General features: G+C 38.2%; 22 protein-coding genes. 12 read left to right on the top strand and 10 right to left on the bottom strand.

The window, feature by feature from the left end; genetic code table 11:
• Positions 1-140 precede the first annotated feature (140 nt).
• A complete protein-coding gene (locus ACSKT4_RS12110) occupies positions 141-794 on the bottom strand; it encodes a YdeI/OmpD-associated family protein (RefSeq protein ID WP_186868126.1) in 654 nt (217 codons plus the stop codon).
• Between the two features lie 119 nt (positions 795-913).
• Between ACSKT4_RS12110 and ACSKT4_RS12105 the strand changes: the two genes are divergently transcribed.
• On the top strand, positions 914-1,450 hold the full coding sequence (locus ACSKT4_RS12105) for a D-glycero-alpha-D-manno-heptose-1,7-bisphosphate 7-phosphatase (RefSeq protein ID WP_186868127.1): 537 nt from the start codon (positions 914-916) through the stop codon (positions 1,448-1,450).
• Between the two features lie 45 nt (positions 1,451-1,495).
• On the opposite strand, the gene ACSKT4_RS12100 is transcribed toward ACSKT4_RS12105, so the two are convergent.
• The 3 genes from ACSKT4_RS12100 to ACSKT4_RS12090 are packed head-to-tail and all read right to left on the bottom strand — an operon-like array spanning position 1,496 to position 3,800.
• Positions 1,496-2,275: an ABC transporter permease gene (locus tag ACSKT4_RS12100; RefSeq protein ID WP_186868128.1), complete on the bottom strand. Its 780-nt coding sequence runs from the start codon at positions 2,273-2,275 to the stop codon at positions 1,496-1,498.
• Positions 2,235-3,197 carry an ATP-binding cassette domain-containing protein gene (locus tag ACSKT4_RS12095; protein ID WP_186868129.1) on the bottom strand — a complete coding sequence of 321 codons (963 nt, stop codon included), beginning with the start codon at positions 3,195-3,197 and terminating at the stop codon, positions 2,235-2,237. The genes ACSKT4_RS12100 and ACSKT4_RS12095 overlap by 41 nt, the downstream gene beginning before the upstream one ends.
• 3 nt (positions 3,198-3,200) lie before the next feature.
• Positions 3,201-3,800 carry a TetR/AcrR family transcriptional regulator gene (locus ACSKT4_RS12090; RefSeq protein ID WP_186868130.1) on the bottom strand — a complete coding sequence of 200 codons (600 nt, stop codon included), beginning with the start codon at positions 3,798-3,800 and terminating at the stop codon, positions 3,201-3,203.
• Positions 3,801-4,104: 304 nt separating this feature from the next.
• Between ACSKT4_RS12090 and ACSKT4_RS12085 the strand changes: the two genes are divergently transcribed.
• From ACSKT4_RS12085 to ACSKT4_RS12070, 4 genes are all read left to right on the top strand, one after another.
• Complete coding sequence (locus ACSKT4_RS12085; RefSeq protein ID WP_186868131.1) at positions 4,105-4,671, top strand: DJ-1/PfpI family protein; 567 nt, start codon at positions 4,105-4,107, stop codon at positions 4,669-4,671.
• Positions 4,672-4,882: 211 nt separating this feature from the next.
• Entirely contained in the window at positions 4,883-5,461 is a 579-nt protein-coding gene (locus ACSKT4_RS12080; RefSeq protein WP_186868132.1) for a GNAT family N-acetyltransferase, read from the top strand.
• Between the two features lie 104 nt (positions 5,462-5,565).
• Complete coding sequence (locus ACSKT4_RS12075) at positions 5,566-6,495, top strand: fumarylacetoacetate hydrolase family protein (RefSeq protein ID WP_186868133.1); 930 nt, start codon at positions 5,566-5,568, stop codon at positions 6,493-6,495.
• A gap of 124 nt (positions 6,496-6,619) precedes the next feature.
• A complete protein-coding gene (locus tag ACSKT4_RS12070; protein WP_186868134.1) occupies positions 6,620-6,835 on the top strand; it encodes a CDGSH iron-sulfur domain-containing protein in 216 nt (71 codons plus the stop codon).
• A 108-nt stretch (positions 6,836-6,943) separates the two neighbouring features.
• Here ACSKT4_RS12070 and ACSKT4_RS12065 read toward each other — a convergent pair whose 3' ends face one another.
• The gene (locus ACSKT4_RS12065; RefSeq protein ID WP_465823472.1) at positions 6,944-7,690 is read right to left on the bottom strand and encodes a hypothetical protein; all 747 of its coding nucleotides are present in this window, start codon (positions 7,688-7,690) and stop codon (positions 6,944-6,946) included.
• On the bottom strand, positions 7,683-8,276 hold the full coding sequence (locus tag ACSKT4_RS12060; RefSeq protein ID WP_186868136.1) for a sigma-70 family RNA polymerase sigma factor: 594 nt from the start codon (positions 8,274-8,276) through the stop codon (positions 7,683-7,685). Before ACSKT4_RS12060 ends, ACSKT4_RS12065 begins: the two co-directional genes overlap by 8 nt.
• A 303-nt stretch (positions 8,277-8,579) precedes the next feature.
• Between ACSKT4_RS12060 and ACSKT4_RS12055 the strand changes: the two genes are divergently transcribed.
• Both ACSKT4_RS12055 and ACSKT4_RS12050 read left to right on the top strand, forming a co-directional pair.
• Positions 8,580-8,726 carry a hypothetical protein gene (locus ACSKT4_RS12055; RefSeq protein ID WP_186868137.1) on the top strand — a complete coding sequence of 49 codons (147 nt, stop codon included), beginning with the start codon at positions 8,580-8,582 and terminating at the stop codon, positions 8,724-8,726.
• A gap of 180 nt (positions 8,727-8,906) precedes the next feature.
• Entirely contained in the window at positions 8,907-9,647 is a 741-nt protein-coding gene (locus tag ACSKT4_RS12050; RefSeq protein ID WP_186868138.1) for a hypothetical protein, read from the top strand.
• A gap of 189 nt (positions 9,648-9,836) precedes the next feature.
• On the opposite strand, the gene ACSKT4_RS12045 is transcribed toward ACSKT4_RS12050, so the two are convergent.
• Positions 9,837-10,898 (bottom strand): NAD(P)/FAD-dependent oxidoreductase, encoded by a 1,062-nt coding sequence (locus tag ACSKT4_RS12045; RefSeq protein ID WP_186868139.1) that lies wholly within the window; start codon positions 10,896-10,898, stop codon positions 9,837-9,839.
• Between the two features lie 240 nt (positions 10,899-11,138).
• Here ACSKT4_RS12045 and ACSKT4_RS12040 point away from each other — a divergent pair, with 240 nt between their 5' ends.
• Positions 11,139-11,912, top strand: coding sequence for a transporter (locus ACSKT4_RS12040; RefSeq protein ID WP_186868140.1), 774 nt, complete (start codon positions 11,139-11,141; stop codon positions 11,910-11,912).
• Between the two features lie 57 nt (positions 11,913-11,969).
• Here the strand turns inward: ACSKT4_RS12040 and ACSKT4_RS12035 are convergent, their stop codons facing one another.
• Complete coding sequence (locus tag ACSKT4_RS12035; RefSeq protein WP_186868141.1) at positions 11,970-12,644, bottom strand: SIMPL domain-containing protein; 675 nt, start codon at positions 12,642-12,644, stop codon at positions 11,970-11,972.
• 220 nt (positions 12,645-12,864) lie between these two features.
• The gene (gene htpX, locus ACSKT4_RS12030; protein WP_186868142.1) at positions 12,865-13,740 is read right to left on the bottom strand and encodes a protease HtpX; all 876 of its coding nucleotides are present in this window, start codon (positions 13,738-13,740) and stop codon (positions 12,865-12,867) included.
• Between the two features lie 140 nt (positions 13,741-13,880).
• Here htpX and ACSKT4_RS12025 point away from each other — a divergent pair, with 140 nt between their 5' ends.
• The 4 genes from ACSKT4_RS12025 (at position 13,881) to ACSKT4_RS12010 (ending at position 17,105) form a co-directional block, all read left to right on the top strand.
• Positions 13,881-14,366 carry a PaaI family thioesterase gene (locus ACSKT4_RS12025; RefSeq protein ID WP_186868143.1) on the top strand — a complete coding sequence of 162 codons (486 nt, stop codon included), beginning with the start codon at positions 13,881-13,883 and terminating at the stop codon, positions 14,364-14,366.
• Positions 14,367-14,381: 15 nt separating this feature from the next.
• Positions 14,382-14,672 carry a DUF3219 family protein gene (locus ACSKT4_RS12020; protein ID WP_186868144.1) on the top strand — a complete coding sequence of 97 codons (291 nt, stop codon included), beginning with the start codon at positions 14,382-14,384 and terminating at the stop codon, positions 14,670-14,672.
• Between the two features lie 165 nt (positions 14,673-14,837).
• On the top strand, positions 14,838-15,464 hold the full coding sequence (locus ACSKT4_RS12015; protein ID WP_186868145.1) for a LytTR family DNA-binding domain-containing protein: 627 nt from the start codon (positions 14,838-14,840) through the stop codon (positions 15,462-15,464).
• A 123-nt stretch (positions 15,465-15,587) separates the two neighbouring features.
• Entirely contained in the window at positions 15,588-17,105 is a 1,518-nt protein-coding gene (locus tag ACSKT4_RS12010) for an acetyl-CoA hydrolase/transferase family protein (protein WP_186868146.1), read from the top strand.
• A gap of 198 nt (positions 17,106-17,303) precedes the next feature.
• On the opposite strand, the gene ACSKT4_RS12005 is transcribed toward ACSKT4_RS12010, so the two are convergent.
• Entirely contained in the window at positions 17,304-18,743 is a 1,440-nt protein-coding gene (locus ACSKT4_RS12005; protein ID WP_186868147.1) for a potassium/proton antiporter, read from the bottom strand.
• Between the last annotated feature and the right edge of the window lie 23 nt (positions 18,744-18,766).

The raw sequence follows: 18,766 nt of genomic DNA, 5'->3' as shown, positions 1-18,766 counted from the left end.
GCTAATTTACTACATTTTCTTTTGTGTGTCAAATTCCATTTATAGGCTATGCTAATTAGTGCAATTTAATCCATTATAAAACACCCCCGAAAGTTAGGGATTCACTCTAATTTCGGGGGTGTTTCTAGTTAAAGTTGTGATTATTTCTTTTTTTGACGGAAAAAATCGATCGTCTTATACCCTTGGGATAATACCTCTACCATTTGTTCAACTCGTTTATCTCGGGTTTTTTGCTGTTTGGCAGAAAAGATGAATCGTGCCCAGTCTCTTCTATAGCCAGGGGTTAGACTCTGATAGAATGAAAATTCACTTGGATGATCGATTAACATTGCTTCCACGTCCTTAACATTAACGTTATAATCGGCTACAGATTGACTAGAGGGAGACGTTTTTTTCTCCTTTTTCTTTTCACGCTTAAGTCCTACAACGGTAAATACATCATCCATACTAACCATTCGAGCAAATTTAATATCACTATCGTAGACATATCCATCTTCATCAACCTTTAACGCAGGGAAAATTTCATCGCGATGGACATGTGTATCGTATCGTTTGTTTCCTTTTTTAGGGTAGGCGAAAAAGAGGTAGCCCTTTTCCTGCAATAATTCATTACCCTCGATAACTTTGATTGTGTGTTTTACCATTTCCTCAATCGTTTCAATAAAAATAAAAATGGCATCATGATTCTTTATCAATTCTGTAGCAAAGTTGTCGAATATTATATAGTCTTCAGGTTTATTCAATACTACGAGGTTATGATATTTTGATAACTTTAATTTCTCTATAATAGACATCTTAGAATACTCCTTTTCCCATGAAACTAATTATTATATTGAACATATCTCTCTTTACGGGTGGTGTCAATGTAGTTAAATGGGTAAACTGACTAATAATAATATTGGAAGGTGATATCATGCAAGAGGCAGTTTTTTTAGATAGAGATGGGGTCATTAATGAGGTATTGTCCCATCGGGTGAGATTTGTTAATAAGGCTAGTGACTTTTATTTACTAGAAGGGGTTGGAGAAGCCGTTAAGTCATTAAATAATATGGGGTTTAAAGTGTTTGTGGTCACTAATCAAGGTGGTGTTGGATTGGGATATATGACGGAATCAGCGCTTGAGGAGGTCCACCAAAAAATGCGTGATGATTTAGCAGCATTCGGAGCAAGAATTGATGATATTGCATATTGTCCACATAAGCCACGAGCCAGCTGCGCATGCAGAAAACCAGGTGCTCAAATGTTACTTGATTTAGCAGAAAAACATGGGGTGAATTTAAGGAAGAGCTATATGGTTGGCGATCGTGACCAGGATATTGAAGCTGGGAAGAGAGCTGGAACCAAAACAGTGTTGGTTGGAACTCGAGAAGAAACGAAGAGTGAAGCAGATATGAAGTTTAAAGATTTGTTAACTTTTACAAAATGGCTAATAGATGGTGCCCCAGATTAAGGGGCACCTAATATTGATTGTTAATACTAGAAAATCAAGTAAGATCTATCTGTGGTCAGATATTCTCCACCATATAAAAGTAGTAGTTAATCCAATAATACTAATCAATATTACTAGTGTAAAGCTTAGTAAACCGATACTTTCACTTGTACCATCAATGCCACTATAAAGAGCAGGTATTGCCCATGGGAAGTATGCCCCATACCCTATTGTAGCGAGGATTTGTGAGAAGACTACCATTAAGATTACAAAACCCAAAGGAACTAAGTACCCTCGACCTAAACAAGCAAATAAAGCTACTGGTGTACTTAACAAAACTGTTAAAAGTGTTGTGACAATTAATGTATAAAGACCTTCTACCAGAGTTGTAATAGACCAATCAGGTAGAATAATGATAAGTCCTAGGATAATGCCAAATGCGATAATATATAACGCCAATGCCATATTAGCTACAAATGCAGTGAAAAACTTTGCTAGAATAATGGTTCTTCTTGGGAAGGGAAGAGCAATTAGGTCTTTTATTGTTCTATCCGAATATTCCCTCCCAAATATCCAACTTGTTACAAATCCGAATATGACTATTCCTCCAATTGCTAATATTTGTGATAGTAAATTGAGGTAAGATGGCCAGCTAGCTTCCCCTATGATCTTGGCTTTAGCTCCGATTAGACCATTGTTTTGTGCAAGGATTGGATCCTTAAGGATAATCATAAAGAGTCCTCCCATTAAGGGTGCGAATGAAAAAGCTCCTAAGGTTATCCAGAACATTTTTGATTTGCGTAATTTAAATAACTCTGTTTGAATTGCTCCTAATGCAGGATTCATGTAAATGGTCTCCTTTCTCTTGAATAATACGCAGAAAATAGCTTTCTAGGTCTTCTTGTTCAACCGATAATTTAGTGAGTAAATGACCGCCTTGAACTAGAATTTGGGCAACTTGTTCGGGTGAGGTGATTGCCTTTTGCTGATGCAATTCTATTGTCCCTGCTTGCGATACATGGGGATCATACCCATGTTGCAGTAATAGATCCACAGTAGATGATAGGTTTTTTGTTTGAATATGTAGTCGTTGATTCAATAATTGTGGTAGTTCTTTAGATGATAGCTCTTGATGTAAATTCCCATTATGAATAATCCCTATTTTTGTCGCAGTTCTAGCAACTTCACTAAGAAGATGGCTGGAAATAAAGATAGTTACTCCGTGATTATGAGCTAAATCCTGTAGTAGTTCTCTAATTTCTACTATTCCAGCGGGATCAAGTCCGTTAACAGGCTCATCCATTATTAATATTTGAGGGTGATGTAATAATGCCTTTGCAATGCCTAAACGCTGTGCATTTCCTAGGGAAAGGTGTTTGGCCTTTTTATTGGCGTATCTTGTCAAGTTTAGCCGCTCCAAAATATTTGTTACGGACTGTGGGTCCAGAATGCCATATAGTCGACGAAATATATTAAGGTTTTCTTTAACGGTTAGTTCCGGGTAGGCATATGGAGTTTCTACTATATAGCCCACATCCTGCCAAATAGGGTAGTTAGATAGATTTACATGTTTCCCATTAATAAAGCAAGCCCCTTCACTAGGGTTTATCATACCAAGCATCATTCTTATCATGGTTGTTTTTCCTGCTCCGTTTAAGCCAATAAATCCATAAATCTCTCCTCTGTTTACTTGAAGCGATACCTGATTGACAGCCTGAAATCCTCTATAGTTTTTTGAAAGGCTCTCTGTTTGAATCACAGCTTGCACGACTTATTCCTCCTTTATAAGTCCATTAACTGTATGGTTAATGAGAAACTCTATTGTTTTTGGATATTCCAATTCACCAATTTTTTCCTTTTGGAATGAAAGAAATACCAACGATCGTAATATGCTAGCTATCATCTTTGGTGATTCTGTAAACTGTAACCCTTGTTTTTCCCACTTTTGAATTAATATGGATGAAAAGTCAGAGTCTTTATCGAAGTGACTTTCTAGTTTCTCCGGTGGTAGCTTTCTAAATAAGTACTCCAAATTGTTCTCTAAGTACAGCTGCTGAATAATGGTAGATTTTTCTATACTAGTAATCATTCTTAGAAGCGTTATCTTAACAGTTTGTTTAGGGTTATCTCCGAGTTCAAGCTGTAATAGCTCATTCTTTATTTGCGCTTCTTCTTGTTCGAGAACCTCAAAATAAAGTTCTTCTTTTGATTGATAGAATTTATAAAAGCTACCAGCAGCAATACCTACTTTCGATGTAATATCTTGAATACTAGTTTTTTGTAGACCATGTATCGAAAATAGTTGTTTCCCTTGTTCGATTAACGCTTCCTTGATGACCTTCTTTTCATGATTGTTGAACCCTTTTGGCATATCGTTATATCCTTTCTTTTGAATGTGTGAATAAAATATTTTTTTATTCACATAAAGCATAGCATCTTTTTCTGAATAATTCCAGAACAATTTTCAATTTTTTTTAAAAGGAAGCTAGTGTGCGTAGAATGGCTACAGCTTGAATGATTATGATAACCATGGATAGCTAAGGTCTTTTAAGATTATGTTTAATTGTATAGAATTTGTTAAATTTTATATCAATTTAATGATTTTAGCAGGATTCACCGAAGTCCCGATAGAATATAGTATCTAGGAATGATTAACAAATAGAGGAGGAATTATCATGTCCAAGAAAGTATTGATTCTTGCTGGTGATGCAGTAGAGGCGTTAGAAATTTACTATCCATATTTCCGTTGCCTAGAGGAAGGGTTTGAAACGACTATTGCTGCATCATCACCAAAGAAGTTGCATACTGTTGTTCATGACTTCATCGGTTGGGAAACATACACAGAGAAAGAAGGATACTTAATCGAGGCGACAGCGAGCTTTGAAGCAATTAAACCAGAGGAATATGACGGGTTGATTATTCCAGGAGGTCGTGCACCGGAATTTATGCGTCTGAATGAGCATGTACCAGCTATTGTAAGACACTTTTTTGAAGCGGATAAGCCGATTGCAGCGGTTTGTCATGCTGCTCAGGTACTAACGACAGTACGTGAGCATATGAAGGGAAGAGAGCTAACGGCCTATATTGCGTGTAAGCCGGAAGTAGAAGCGTTAGGCTCAACATATGTTAGTGAGCCAAACCATGTTGATGGGAATTTAATCTCTGGTCATGCTTGGCCGGATTTGCCTGGGTTGATGAAGGAGTTCGTGAAACAAGTAAATGGTGTAGGAGTAGAGGCGTAATCTAGCAAGAACATCGAAAGAAATTTCTTCATGTAAGCCATAAAGAGTAAATTTCAAAGAAAAGAAATAATTGCCCTATTACTTGTTAGGGCAATTATTTTGTTTTGGTTTAAGGTATATCATGTTATGGTATGAGATAACGTGCTGAACGGAAAATTGTAACGAACAACCATAAGATAATCCTAAACAATACAGCATATGGAGGCTAACTATGAACAATGATCAATGGTTTACCACTATTCCAACATTAGAGACGGAAAAATACATACTTAGAGGAATTCAGCTAGAGGATGCTAGCCGTTTATTTCCATTTTTACGTGATAAGGAGACAATGAAAAATATTACTGCCCATCCGGTTCAGAGTGAGGAAGAGGTACGGCAAGGAATTATCGACTCATTAGCGAAATTTGATAAACAACAGGAAATTCCATGGGTAATTATCCATAAAAGGAACAATGACTTAGTAGGGCAATTCCGACTACATAAACTTAGCTTATGGCATCAGAAGGCAGAAATGGGTGCCGTTATTCGCGAGGATTATCAGAATAAAGGCGTAATGACGGAAATAATAAAAGTTCTCCTACCATTTGTGTTTGACACCCTTCGACTACATCGGCTTGTAGGGGATATTTTTGCTAGAAATGATGGTTCCAGGAAGCTATTAGAAAAATTCGGGTTTACGAAAGAAGGCGTTCTTCGTGACACCGACTATGATGGAGTGAAGTTCCATGATACCGTAGTGTACTCTATGTTGCGTAAGGAATATGAATGGAAAAAGAAATACGCTTGATGGAGGTACAAGCTTTAGCTGGAAAGCTGAAAAGTGGACTAATTTACAAAATTATTAGAAAAATATATGATATAACTATATTTAGTTAGATATGAGGTGTGATAATGAAACTAGTTAGTTACCGATTAATAAACGAGGAACCCCCCTTACGTGTAGGAATAGTACTGGAAAATGACGATATAGTGGATGCTCAACAAGTCTATGAAATTTACCAGCAGATGGAATCACAAAGCAAACTAGAAACGTTATTACCATCGGATCCAACAACGTTTTTTAAGCAAGGGCTACCTCTTATAGAAAAGGTAAAGGAAGCATATGGATATGCAAAGGATAATCGGTTAGAAAAGGTAAAGCGATACGAGAGAAGGGAAGTGTATTTAGGACCTGTAATTCCAGCACCATCGAAGATTATTTGTGTAGGTCGAAACTATGTAGAGCATGCTCAAGAAATGAAAAGTGAGATACCGGAATACCCAGTACTATTTGCGAAATTTGCCAATTCGTTAATCGGAGCGGATGATGCAATCGAAAAAACCTCTTTTACAGATAAGCTAGATTATGAAGTAGAGTTAACCGTCGTTATTGGAAAAGAGGCCGCTAAAGTAAAAAGAGAAGATGCTCTTGACTATATTGCAGGGTATACAATAGGAAATGATGTGTCAGCCAGGGACTTACAGAAACGTACTCCTCAATGGTTACAAGGCAAGACAGTGGATAGAAGTACACCAATTGGTCCGTGGATCGTAACTCCAGATGAAGTAGGGGATCCTGGGAAACTGGATATTACATGCTATGTCAATGGAGAAGTACGTCAATCATCAAACACGGAGAAATTCATTTTTGATATTCCGTATTTAATTGAATTTATCTCTCATCTGATTACTTTAAATCCGGGAGACATCATCATGACTGGTACACCAGACGGGGTAGCTTTTGGCATGGAAACTCCTAAATTCTTACAAGACGGAGATATTGTTCGTTTGGAGATTTCCAAGATTGGTCACATGGAGAATCGTGTCAAACAAGCTGACTAGCGCAATAACCCATCATATTCTGATGGATGAAACGTAAGCTGTTAGTATAGGTTTATCTCGTATGAAACAGGTATTATGAGTTCCTATGGAATAAAGTTTAACTTTCACAAGAAGGAGTGATCACATGAGTGAAAAGGTTGTTATCAAGGTGAATGATAATGGTTCATACCGAATTACTGGTGATGTAGAATTAGTCGATGCTGAGGGCAATGTTTTTGAAACGAAAAAGAGTTTTTCCTTATGTCGTTGTGGGCACTCAGCGATAAAGCCATTCTGTGATGGTACTCATCGAAAAATCGGGTTTGAAAGTGCACCTAGGGCAAATAAAGAAAATCCGTAATCCATTCAATCGGGTTACGGATTTTTTTAGCTTAATCATTGGATGACATAAAAGCATCCTTGCCCACGCGGAAATCTAGAATCGTTGAAACGAAAAAGATAATATTCCTTACTCATCTATAATCGTTAAATTAATTTCTGATCCATCTGGTGAATAGTGATAACTCACTTCGGATACCTCTAACGTGACAATGGAATGGTTCTGACTATCTTTATATTGGTTAGCTAATTCTTCATTAGTAAAGTAAAATTTCACATTACCGTGTGCATCACGATCAGCCAGTGGTAACCAGCTTGGCGGTAAATGGCCTTCAGGGATAAAGCTTAACCGTTCATCGCTTGTGAATTGTCCAGATATTGCTTGGGCTTCACGATTACGAAGTGTGATGATAGCTTCTTCACCTTGATGCTTCACCTCTTCCACTTGCATATTTCCTAACCACATATCTGGTTCAATTGTGTCGGGATTAAATAGTAGAGAATCTGCTTCTTCTTTTTTATTGTTCGTTTCTTGATCAAACGTAGATGCATGATCCTCCATCGATTCTTCTATTGCCATCCCTGCTTCCACTTCGGATCCATCACTATCGAAGCTAACCATTTCATTCTCTGCACCATTCGTATCGTTGCTACTTATCATCATACCCATTTGATTTTGCACTACGACAATCAATAATAGTGCAACAGCGGTAATGGCTGAAGCAGTAATCCAGACTGGAATGGCTGGTTTAGACTTGCGAATCGGTTTATTCGTAAGCTCCTCTATTTTATTGCGGACCGCTTGTTTATCGTTCTCGGTAAATGATGTGGGAATTTGGTTAAATTCATTTTTTAAATCGTTAAACTGCTTATCCATGGCTGACACCACCCTTTTCAGAAGATAAGCATTCCTTCAATTTACTCCGCCCACGATTAAGACGTGTTCGTACAGTAGCCTCATTCATAGTCAGTACCTTTGCGATTTCCTTCGTTGAAAGGTCCTTAAAATAGAAAAGAATGATGACTTCTCGGTATTTAATGGGTAGATCCATTACTTTTTGAAAAAGCTCGCTGGAATTATCCTTTTGGAGGGTCATTTCTTCTGGCGTCAATTCTACTGTTTTCATTGATTGTGAGGAAGAAATGAGCTTCTCCTTTAAGCGTTTATTCCTTGATTGCCAGCTTCTTAAATGATCCTTGCATTTATTAATTGCGATGGAATAAATCCAGCTTCTTAAGGAAGAGTTCCCTTGAAACGTATTTAATTTTTGATAAATCGTGACAAATACTTCTTGTGTCACATCGTCCGTATCTGCTGAATTTTTCATATATGCAAAGACTAAGCGCTTTATTTCATCACCGTACGTATCCATAATTGTTTCAATGGCAAGGGCTGGATTGGACTGCAGTTCCTTAATGCCCTCATTATCGTACGTCGGATGGAATGCTTTCGAGTGGCCCACTCTAATTCCTCCTAACTTCCTAATCTCTTATAAGACGCCATCACGTCGTATTATGTTTCACTTAACGTAAAGTTTGTTGTTAGTTGTAGTCTACCATATTTACATTTTAAATATTCTAAAATTTAATGATAAGTAGGCAATTTTAGGAACAATCATGTTGGGAATTTGGTATTTACTGCTGTTTGGAGTAGAGGAGAATGATTAAGGAATTATTAAATAGCAGTTCTAAAGCATATTTGATATGTGTATAAGTTTATCCACTAATCCTAACACTAATTTTCATACGGGAAGGGAGGCGAAACGATGGTCAATAAGGAAAAGGAATTCAATAATATGTTCAAGGAAAACAGAAATCATGGCGAGCACCGTAACGGGAGAAAGAGTCAATACAAAAATAGCTCTGCCCATGGCGGAGACCAGCCAGACGAGTACTTAAACCGAAAAGATTAATGGGTAAAGGCATTCGCTAATAATTTAGTGAATGCCTTTTAAGTTTCCTGCTATAACAACGTACTACCTGCCGCATTCTCAGTGGTTTTAATTAGTTTTTTGTCCCGTGTTTTTCCATGTGTGCATACGATAAAGTAGTGGAAATGGAATAGTAAGGGAGAGGGCATTGTGAGTCTTTTCATGAATACACAAACACATCCGAATTTATTTAAGAATAATAATCAAATAGAAGAACCGAATCAGTCCTATTATAAAAGTGATTATGTAAAGGAACTACTGGCCGAGCAGGAGGAAAGGAATAATTCCTTTCAGAAAGCGATGAGAGACATACGTCGATCCTTCCAAAGTCACTGGTTACTTGAGGAGAAACGATGGGGAGAAGTGTCAGAGGATCTTAAAACCTTGAAGGAAAAGGATAAGCAGCACCAGGTTTTTGAAAAACAGACGAGGGAGTGGATCATGATGTTAGAGCGTGACAGTCAGGAGCTTCATCGTATTGTGGAGAAGAACAGTACTATTAATGAAGATATTTTAAAGGAGATTAATCGAATTCATCAATCCAATGAAGCTATGATAGACCAGCTGGCGAAGTTCTACGAAGCAAATCAACAATTCACTCATAAAATGGATGTGATTAGTGAGCAGCAACAAGTGATGGCGGAGCAAGTAACCAAGCAACAAGATAAGCAAGATAAAGTAATCGGTCAGTTAGAAAACCAAGAAGCATTAATGGAGAAGTCATACCGCCAATTAAGTATCTTGCGATCGATATTGTTCGAACGAACCAGTTTTGTCGTAGAAAAGATAGAGGAAAGCTATCAGCTTACATCATCTGTTTTGTATCAGTATTTAACAGGAAATGACAAACCATTAACACTAATGATAAGAGATCAAAGTAAGGGAAATAATAATAATGGGTAATGGAATGGGCGATATCGATATAGGTATCGTCTCTTGCTTAATGGGGAAATACCACATCTCTTGAGGTTAGCGCATACTTTATGTATAACCGAATAATGCGTTCACCAGCTCCGGATATATAGGTAGGATGTACGTATATTCCCGGTAGCTGGTAAGGATGCATAAATGAAATTTTTCTTCAAGCTAGTTCTAGTGACGTTTATTCAACCATAATACGCCAGATTTTACTAATCGAGGAACAATACCAGTCATTGGCTGCTTCATCATATTGCCAAAGCCATCACTTTTACCTAATGATCCTAGTGTTCCTTTTAAGCGAATTTCTTTTGGCTTTTTCGGTTCTTTATTTTTCAAGACGCAATTTAACACGGCTGCTGTTTGTTCGCCTTGAATACCAGCTAGCTGTGCACTTGGTGAGTGTATGGAAGATGCACAATCACCAATCACATATACGTTTGGTTGCGCTGGTACCTGGAAGAAATCATTAACGACGATTTTTTCATGCTGGTCCTTTTGGAAAGGTAATTCTCGGACAACCTTGTTCGGGCGTACCCCAGCAGTCCAAATCGTTACATCATTCACATAACAGACACCGTTATTACAAACACCGTCTTTTTCTACGTATTCCACATTGGCATGATGCAGTACCTCGACATCGTTTTTATTAAACCAGTCTGCCACGTAACCTTGAATCCGTGGATCGAACGCTCTAAGTACAGAGCCGCCGCGATCTAGAAGGCGAATGTTAAGGTCTTCTCTGCTTTCGCGTATTTCAGAAGCTACTTCAATACCACTTAAGCCCGCACCAACAATCGTTACTTTACCATAGGCTTTTAGGTTTCCTACTGCAAGACCCGCTCTTCGTGATCCAGCAAAAGATTGTACACTTTCTGTATAAATATCTGCCCCTTCAATACCGTGATAATTATCTTCACATCCCAGTGCGACAACTAAATAATCATATGAAATTACTTCACTACGATCTCGAAAAACGATTTGCTGATGTTCTGCATCAATCTTTTCTACTTCTGCAAACACATACTGGATTCGGTCATTCTTTGGAAAGTCTACTCGTACTTCGCGATCGGCAACGGTACCGGCTACAATCGTATAAAATTCTGTCTTTAATGATTGGTATGGATTGCGATCTACTATGGTTAGATTTACGTCTTCTGGTAAGCCTTTATCCAGTAAACCTAATGCAACCTTAATCCCTCCATAGCCACCGCCTAGTATTACTAAATTTCTCATATCTTTTACCCCCATCCCCTGCTAGAAATCAGAATGCTAGTATTTTGGGATATTTTTTATCCGGAAACGCTTTCCACTTTTAAGAGTATCAAAGAAATGCTTGTTAGACTAGTAGAAATCATAAAGACTTTAAAAAAATATAGTAAAAATTTCCCAACATTTATTCATGAATTTTCATTATTTGGAAATAGTAACGAGTGAAATGGTGGAAATATCAATCAGAACGAAAGGAAGATTATAGTGAAGAATAAACATTTCCTATTATTAGCGGCTATTATCGTTGCTGGATCCTGGCAGCTTTCTAATGTGTTCGCCGAAAAACAAGATGAAGCTTGGTTTGACTTCTTCCAAAAGGATGGGGAGAAAAAAGAGAAAGAGGAATTTCGACACGAACATAAGGGAATTCAACATGAAGCCTGGATTAAATATAAGGCGAAGGAATTAGGGATTGAAACAGAAGGAAAAGATCTCCATGCATTGGCAAAGGAAGTAAAAGAAGCAAAGCTATTAAAAAAAGCTGAGGAACTAGGTATCGAAATAGAAGGCAAGGATATAAAAGAACTTGCAAGAGAAATCCATCATACGAAGGTAGTAAACGAGGCAGAAGCGCTTGGTATTGAAACAGAAGGGAAGGAACCGGAAGCAATTGCCCAAGAAGTAATGGATGTAAAGCTTAAGCATAAGGCAGAAGAATTAGGAATCGATATGGATGGGAAAGAGACAGAGGAGCTACTAAAGGAAGTGAAGACAGTTATTCTAGAAAAGGAAGCAGAGGCCTACCATATTGACATAGATGGGAAAAAGCACCATGAGATTGTTATGGAAATCCATGAGGCTAAAATTTATGACACTGCAGAAAAGCTAGGTATCGAAACGGAAGGTAAGAACCCACAAGATATCTTAAATGAAATTTTCGAAGAACATGCTGATAAAGCGAAAGAATTAAAACTATTTCCTTTTGAGGATAATAAGGATAAATTTTACTTAGAACACCATAGAGAAGACATGGATTAATCAAGAGGGAAAAGTTCCCTCTTGATTTTTGATTTGGAATTGACTGAAATAGATTTATTAGTAATGAAAGGTTGCCTCTACGAATGCTGTAATTTGATTTTGTCCGGCTTCAATTGGGGTTGTCACGGCACTATCAGTTGCAACGCCTAGTACATATGGGCGAGGAGTTTCTGGTGCATGGCTAGTTAGTTCTTTTAATTGGGTAGGGGTTTGAGGAATGGAAACGCCGAGCGTCTCTGCGATTGTGGCAGCTTTTTCTTGAGCATTTCGAATGGCGCTTGCCAGTGCTTGTTGATAATAACGTTGCTCATTGCCAACACGTAGCGCTATATTTCGTACCGTATTCGCACCATTTTCCATCGCTATATCGACTATTTCCCCTACTCTTTCTATATGTTCTATTTTTATGGTAAGCAAATTACTCACGCGGTAGCCTCGGAATACTTGAGTACCGTCTTGGTAGTCATATTGAATGTCTACTCGAAAATCAGATGTTTGAATGTTTTCCCGAGAAATCCCAGCATTAACGAGAGCGTTGATGACATTGGTTGTCCTTTGCGCATTGGCTTGCTGTGCTTCTTGTAACTGCTCATCCTCCGTAATGACACCAAGTAAGATAGTGGCATGATCTGGTGTAGCGAACACACTACCTTCTCCGACGACCTTTACTTTGTTTTCAGTTTGTCTTGTCGGAATCGTACCACGGTTTTGGTAGTTCGTATGATAATACATGTTTATTCACCTCTTATAGGTTAAATATATGATAGTTGACTGATATAGGTGTAAGAAATAGTGGTAAAAGTTAATATTTACAAGTTGTAGTAATGAAATAGGAATAAAAATGTTCAAAACCAGAAGGGTATAAAAAGGAATGACTAGCGATAAAATCATATAAACAAGCCATCCCGTACTGTTTTATAAAGGTACTGGATGGCTTGTTATATTTATTGGCTTATGCTAAACGCTTAATACGCTCATCTAAATCTGGATGTGTAGAAAATATGGATGATTTACGTTTGTTATTAATTTTTAATGTTGCAATGGATGTATCGTCTTCACCTTTAATACGGCTAGTGTATGCTTTTAGGCTTTCTAGCGCATGGCGCATTTTATCCTTACCAGCTAAGTCAGCTCCACCACGGTCTGCGTGGTATTCGCGATGTCTTGAGTACGCAAATACGACAATACTTCCTAGGATTGAGAAGACAATCTGGAATACGATAATCGCGATGAAATGGACAATTGGTGCAAGCTCTTCCTTAACAAAGCGAGAAACAGCAAATGCAACGATTCGGGATAGGAATACGACAAATGTATTCACGATTCCTTGTAGTAATGTCATGGTTACCATATCGCCATTCGCAATATGTGCAACCTCATGAGCGATAACGCCTTCAACTGCATCATCATCCATTTCTTGTAATAAACCAGTTGAAACGGCTACTAATGAACGTTTCTTGGATGGCCCAGTTGCAAAAGCGTTAACCTCAGGAGAATGATAGATTCCAACCTCAGGCATATGCATTAATCCAGCAGCTCTGGATAAGCGATGTACTTTTTCCACAACAGCTCTTTCATATTCGTTCATCGGTCCATTAGGATCAATAACCTTTACACCCATCATTTTCTTAGCCATCCAGCGGGACATGCCAAGTGATATGAATGATCCAGTGAAACCAATCACAGCACTGAAAATGAGGAGGGTACCAAATTGAATTTGCCCATCATTACCAATATAATTTCCGATAGGTAAAATACTAAAGATAATACCAATGGTTAATAAAACAAGTACGTTAGTTAGTAGGAAGTAAAAAATTCTTTTTCCCATACTCTCACCTTTCTATTTAAAATTTTTAAAATTGTATTCACAACGTTAATACGTATATTATAAAGGCAAATACAATTGTTGTCATCTCTGGTATCAATATATGAACAAAAGGGACAAGATATTCAAAAAAGAGCGATAAAATGAGAGGAAAAGTGGTACATGCAATTCAAGATGAATATGCAGAAGACTATTCATGGTGTTACGGATGTGGCCGATTAAATGAACAGGGGCTTCATTTACGAACAGGATGGGATGGAGATAGGACGGTTACCTACTATGCCCCTCGTGCAGAACAGATGGCTGTTCCTGGATTTGTTTATGGAGGGCTTATTGCTTCTCTTATTGATTGCCATGGAACAGGCTCTGCCTCCTTAGCATTACATCGTAAAAACGGTTATGAACCAGGAAGTAAGGCTCCTGAACCGCCTAGGTTTGTTACAGCATCTCTTAAGGTAGACTTTGTAAAGCCCACTCCACATGGTGTACCATTAAAAGCAATTGGTGTGACCGAAGAGATTCATCCAAAGAAGTGGAAGGTATCTATTGAAGTATTTGCGGAGGATACATGCTGTGCTATGGGTGAAGTGATAGCGGTTGTGATGCCAAAAACATTTCAGAATAAATGACAAAGGGTGAGCAAAATGGGAAAAACAGTAGCATTAAATGAGTTAACGATTGATGCAGACGAAGTGGAATTATCAAAAGCTGAAGTAGGTGGACAAAGTCGATATCAATTAAAACTAGCGTTCAAAGTGACCCATAAGGATTATCATGATGTAACTGTTGAATTATATAAAAATGACTTCCTAGTCAAAGTAGAAGGCGCTGAATTTCATGCTGAAATTCAACACTATGCTACGTCTGTTACCAACTTGTATGAAGAAGGTGCAGTAGGCGATTTTAGCTTAACATTAATAGAAAAATCGAATTAAATGATGTCAGGCTTACCACAAGCAGGATAGTATTATTCCTTCCTAATAAAGTGCATTTGGTTGCGTCTGACTAACAGAGAGTTTATGGATGTAAACCAAGTTAGAATAACCGTTATTCTATCTTTATCCAACAGGAACGTGTGAATGTAAGGTGGGAGATTAAATATGGAGATTTTAGAAATTATTGGTGAACTATTTTCAGATGAAATATCGATTGCAGTTTCTAATGGAGGGGAATACGTTTATTATCGACCTAGTAAGCGGATAGACCTTAAAATCAGTCCTGGAGATCCGGTGAAAGAAGGGAGCATTGCACATAAGGCATTTATGACCAATCAAAAGGTATCTGAATTTATTGATCGTAATGTGTTTGGGGTGCCTTATCATGGTATGGCGGTTCCTTTCCATGAGAATGGGCAGGTAGCAGGCTGTGTATTAGCGATTTTCCCAACTTATACAGACGGCAAATCGGTTATTACGTTAAAGACCAATGATGGATGGAAGCCTATTCCATTTCATGATGTATATTATTTAGAAGTAAAAGAAAGAAAAACACATGTCTATGCGAAGGCAATGTGTGGGACACATAAAAATACATTACAAGAGTTTGAATATAATCTACCCCGGGATGTGTTTATTCGTTGTCATCGTTCTTATATTGTGAATGTCCATTATATCAAGGAAATCTTTCCTGATACACATTCTACATTTTTATTAGAAATGGTAAATGGGGATAGTATTCCAGTTAGCCAATCCTATTCTAGTCATTTCAGGAAAATGTTGGGATTCTAAAATCTTCTGTTTTAGTTTTCGTTTATTCTAGGTTAAACAAAAATCCAGTCATTCCATCAAAATTCCCCAAATTCAGAATTTGATGCGTTAAACTAATTGAAAACGCTTTTATGGGGGTTGGCTATGGAAGTTTTTCAAAATCGAATAAAGAATCCTCGCTTACTTGACCGTGTAGTCTCTGCAGAAGAAGCGGCATCCTGGATACAGGATGGTATGACATTAGGGTTAAGTGGATTTACTCGTGCTGGGGATGTAAAAGCAGTACCAATGGCACTAGTGAAACGTGCTGAAGCGGGAGAGAAGTTTAAGGTTAATGTATTTACTGGGGCTTCACTTGGGTCTGATGTAGATAAGATGTTTGCCGAGGTTGGCATTATTCATAAGCGTCTACCTTTCCAGGCAGATCCAACCATGAGGAAGAAGATAAATGCTGGGGAGCATTTGTTTGTTGATCATCATTTATCACATACAGCAGAATTACTTCGAGCAAATGTGGTGGAACGAGTTGATTATGCGATTTTAGAAGCCATTTCCATTACGGAAGATGGCATGCTCATTCCGACAACTTCTATCGGTAATTCGATGGCTTTTGCTGAAAATGCAGAATCCATTATTGTGGAGATAAATCTGGCGCAATCTGAATTGTTAGAGGGTCTACATGATGTATATAGCCCGGGTAAACAAGGGGAACGTGATCCAATTCCATTAACCAAGGCAAATGATCGAATTGGAACACTAGGAATACCTGTAGACGAAAGTAAGATTAAAGGGATCGTCTTTACAAATCAAGTAGATTCCCCATCGACGATAGTACCACCAGATGAAGAAACACAAATCATGGCTAATCACTTACTAGATTTTCTTCGTAAAGAGATTGCTAAAGGCCGGTTAACTGAAAAACTAGCACCATTGCAATCGGGGATAGGTTCAGTCGCCAATGCTGTATTACATGGCATGATAGAATCCGAGTTTACAAACTTAGAAGTGTACTCGGAAGTATTACAGGATGCGGTATTCGATTTAATGGATGCAGGAAAAGTGGATGTGGCATCTTGCTGCTCTATTACATTATCAGAGGAAAAGATGAATCAAGTCTATCGTAATTTTGAGAAATACCGTGATAAGTTAATCATGCGTCCACAGGAGATTTCCAATCATCCTGAAATTATTAGACGTCTCGGACTAATTTCGATTAATACGGCGTTAGAGTTTGATATTTATGGAAATGTGAACTCGACACATGTGTCCGGTACAAGGATGATGAATGGAATTGGTGGCTCTGGTGACTTTGCTCGTAATGCAAGGCTAGCTATCTTTGTTACTAAATCTATAGCAAAAGGCGGAGCTATTTCCAGTATCGTTCCATTTGTATCTCACGTGGACCATACCGAACATGATGTGGATGTGGTAGTAACAGAGCAAGGTTATGCAGATTTACGTGGGCTTGCACCACGTGAGCGAGTACCTTTGATCATCGAAAATTGTGCACATCCAACATACCGACCGCAGCTGTGGAAATATTACGAGGAAGCACTAGAACGGGGTGGGCAGACCCCACATGTGCTGGAAAAGGCATTTTCATGGCATGGAAATTTTGCGAAATATGGTTCCATGCTAGAGGCGGAAACGGTGACGAAATAGCTTTTTAAAGAAAAAGGGGGCAGATGGATTGGCTACCGAGTAGATAGTCAATTCCATGATAACGGTAATCTTGGGGCAGCTTGATTACTGACGATAAAAGGGTTTTGTTTTATATAGAACGAAAAAACCGATTAGCTTTCTGGGGAGGGAGCTAATCGGTTTTTAAATTTATTCTAGACTATTACATGCTGTTCATTACTACTTTCCTACTAATGCTTCTTTTGCTTTTGGTCTACTCTCTTTATCACTTAATACATACACGGTGTCACCTTTTTGAATTACCGTTTCTCCTGTCGGTGTGATGAGCTTGTTGTTCCGGGTTACACCAATAATTAATGTATCCTTAGGTAAATCCAGCGTATTAAGGGAGAGCCCATTGGCAGGACTTCCTTTTACAATCGTCATTTTCATTATCTCAGACTCTGTCGTTCCAAGATTGATTAATTCAATACTTGGTGCTGTTTCATCTTGGTCATTATCCAGTCCTAGCTTTTTAGCGAGCCAAGGTAAAGATCCCCCTTGGACGAGAGCGGAGAAGAAGACAACGAAGAACACCGCATTGAAAATCAATTCACTATTTTCTACCCCAGCAATAATTGGGTAGGTACCAAGAACAATCGGTACGGCTCCCTTTAACCCTGCCCATGATATAAAAACTTTTTCTTTTAGATTATATTTCATGAACATCATACTGATAAAGATCGCAACAGGACGGGCAATAAACATTAAGATTATCGCTAATAGAATTCCTTGCCAGATGACATCGACAAGATGGCTTGGGAAAACTAATAGACCTAGTAGGATAAACATTACAATCTGCATCATCCAGGCGAAACCTTCATTAAAGCGGGTAATGGTAAAGCGATAGGTTAGATCACTATTGCCCACAAATACAGCCATGACATAAACCGCTAGTAGTCCACTTCCACCTACAAAATCGGTGAAGGCATAGGTGAAGATTGCAGCACCCATTGCTAGAACAGGATAGAGTCCCGATGTATCTAATTTAATATTATTGATGATAGCAACTGTTATTTTACCAAAGAGTAAACCGAGCAATAATCCTAATCCCATTTGAAGGAAGAAGCTACCAATCGCCATCCAAATAGAAGCATCTGGTGATTGAATCAATTCAATTAGTGCTACTGTTAAAAATACTGCCATTGGATCATTTGACCCTGATTCTGCTTCTAGTGTAGCAGTGAGTCGCTTTTTGAAATTCGTGTTTCCTAATACGGAGAATACTGCAGCGGCATCTGTGGAACCAACAATTGCTCCAAAGAGCATCCCTTCTAATAACGAGAGGTTAAAGATATACATAGCGGCTAAACCAGTAATAACCGTTGTTAATAGCACGCCTAGCGTTGCTAAAACACCAGCTGGTCCAATAATTGGTCTGATGCTGGTCCACTTGGTTTGCGTACCACCATCAAATAGGATGACGATTAATGCCATAATTCCAATTAATTGGGTTAATTTAACATCATCAAAATAAATATAGCCATTCATAAGCATTCCGGCTAATAAAAACAGAATAAGTGCAGGTAGACCGAGTCGAGAAGAGAATTTGGTGGCTAGAACACCGATGATTAACATAGCGGAAAATAGAAAAATTAGTGTTTCTATGCTTAGGTTCATATGATTCCTCCGATGCAAAAAGA

The sequence above is a fragment of the Ornithinibacillus liuyingii genome, assembly GCF_055550225.1.
The sequence above is the reverse complement of the archived record's forward strand: the minus strand, read 5'-3'. Positions and strand labels throughout refer to the sequence as shown.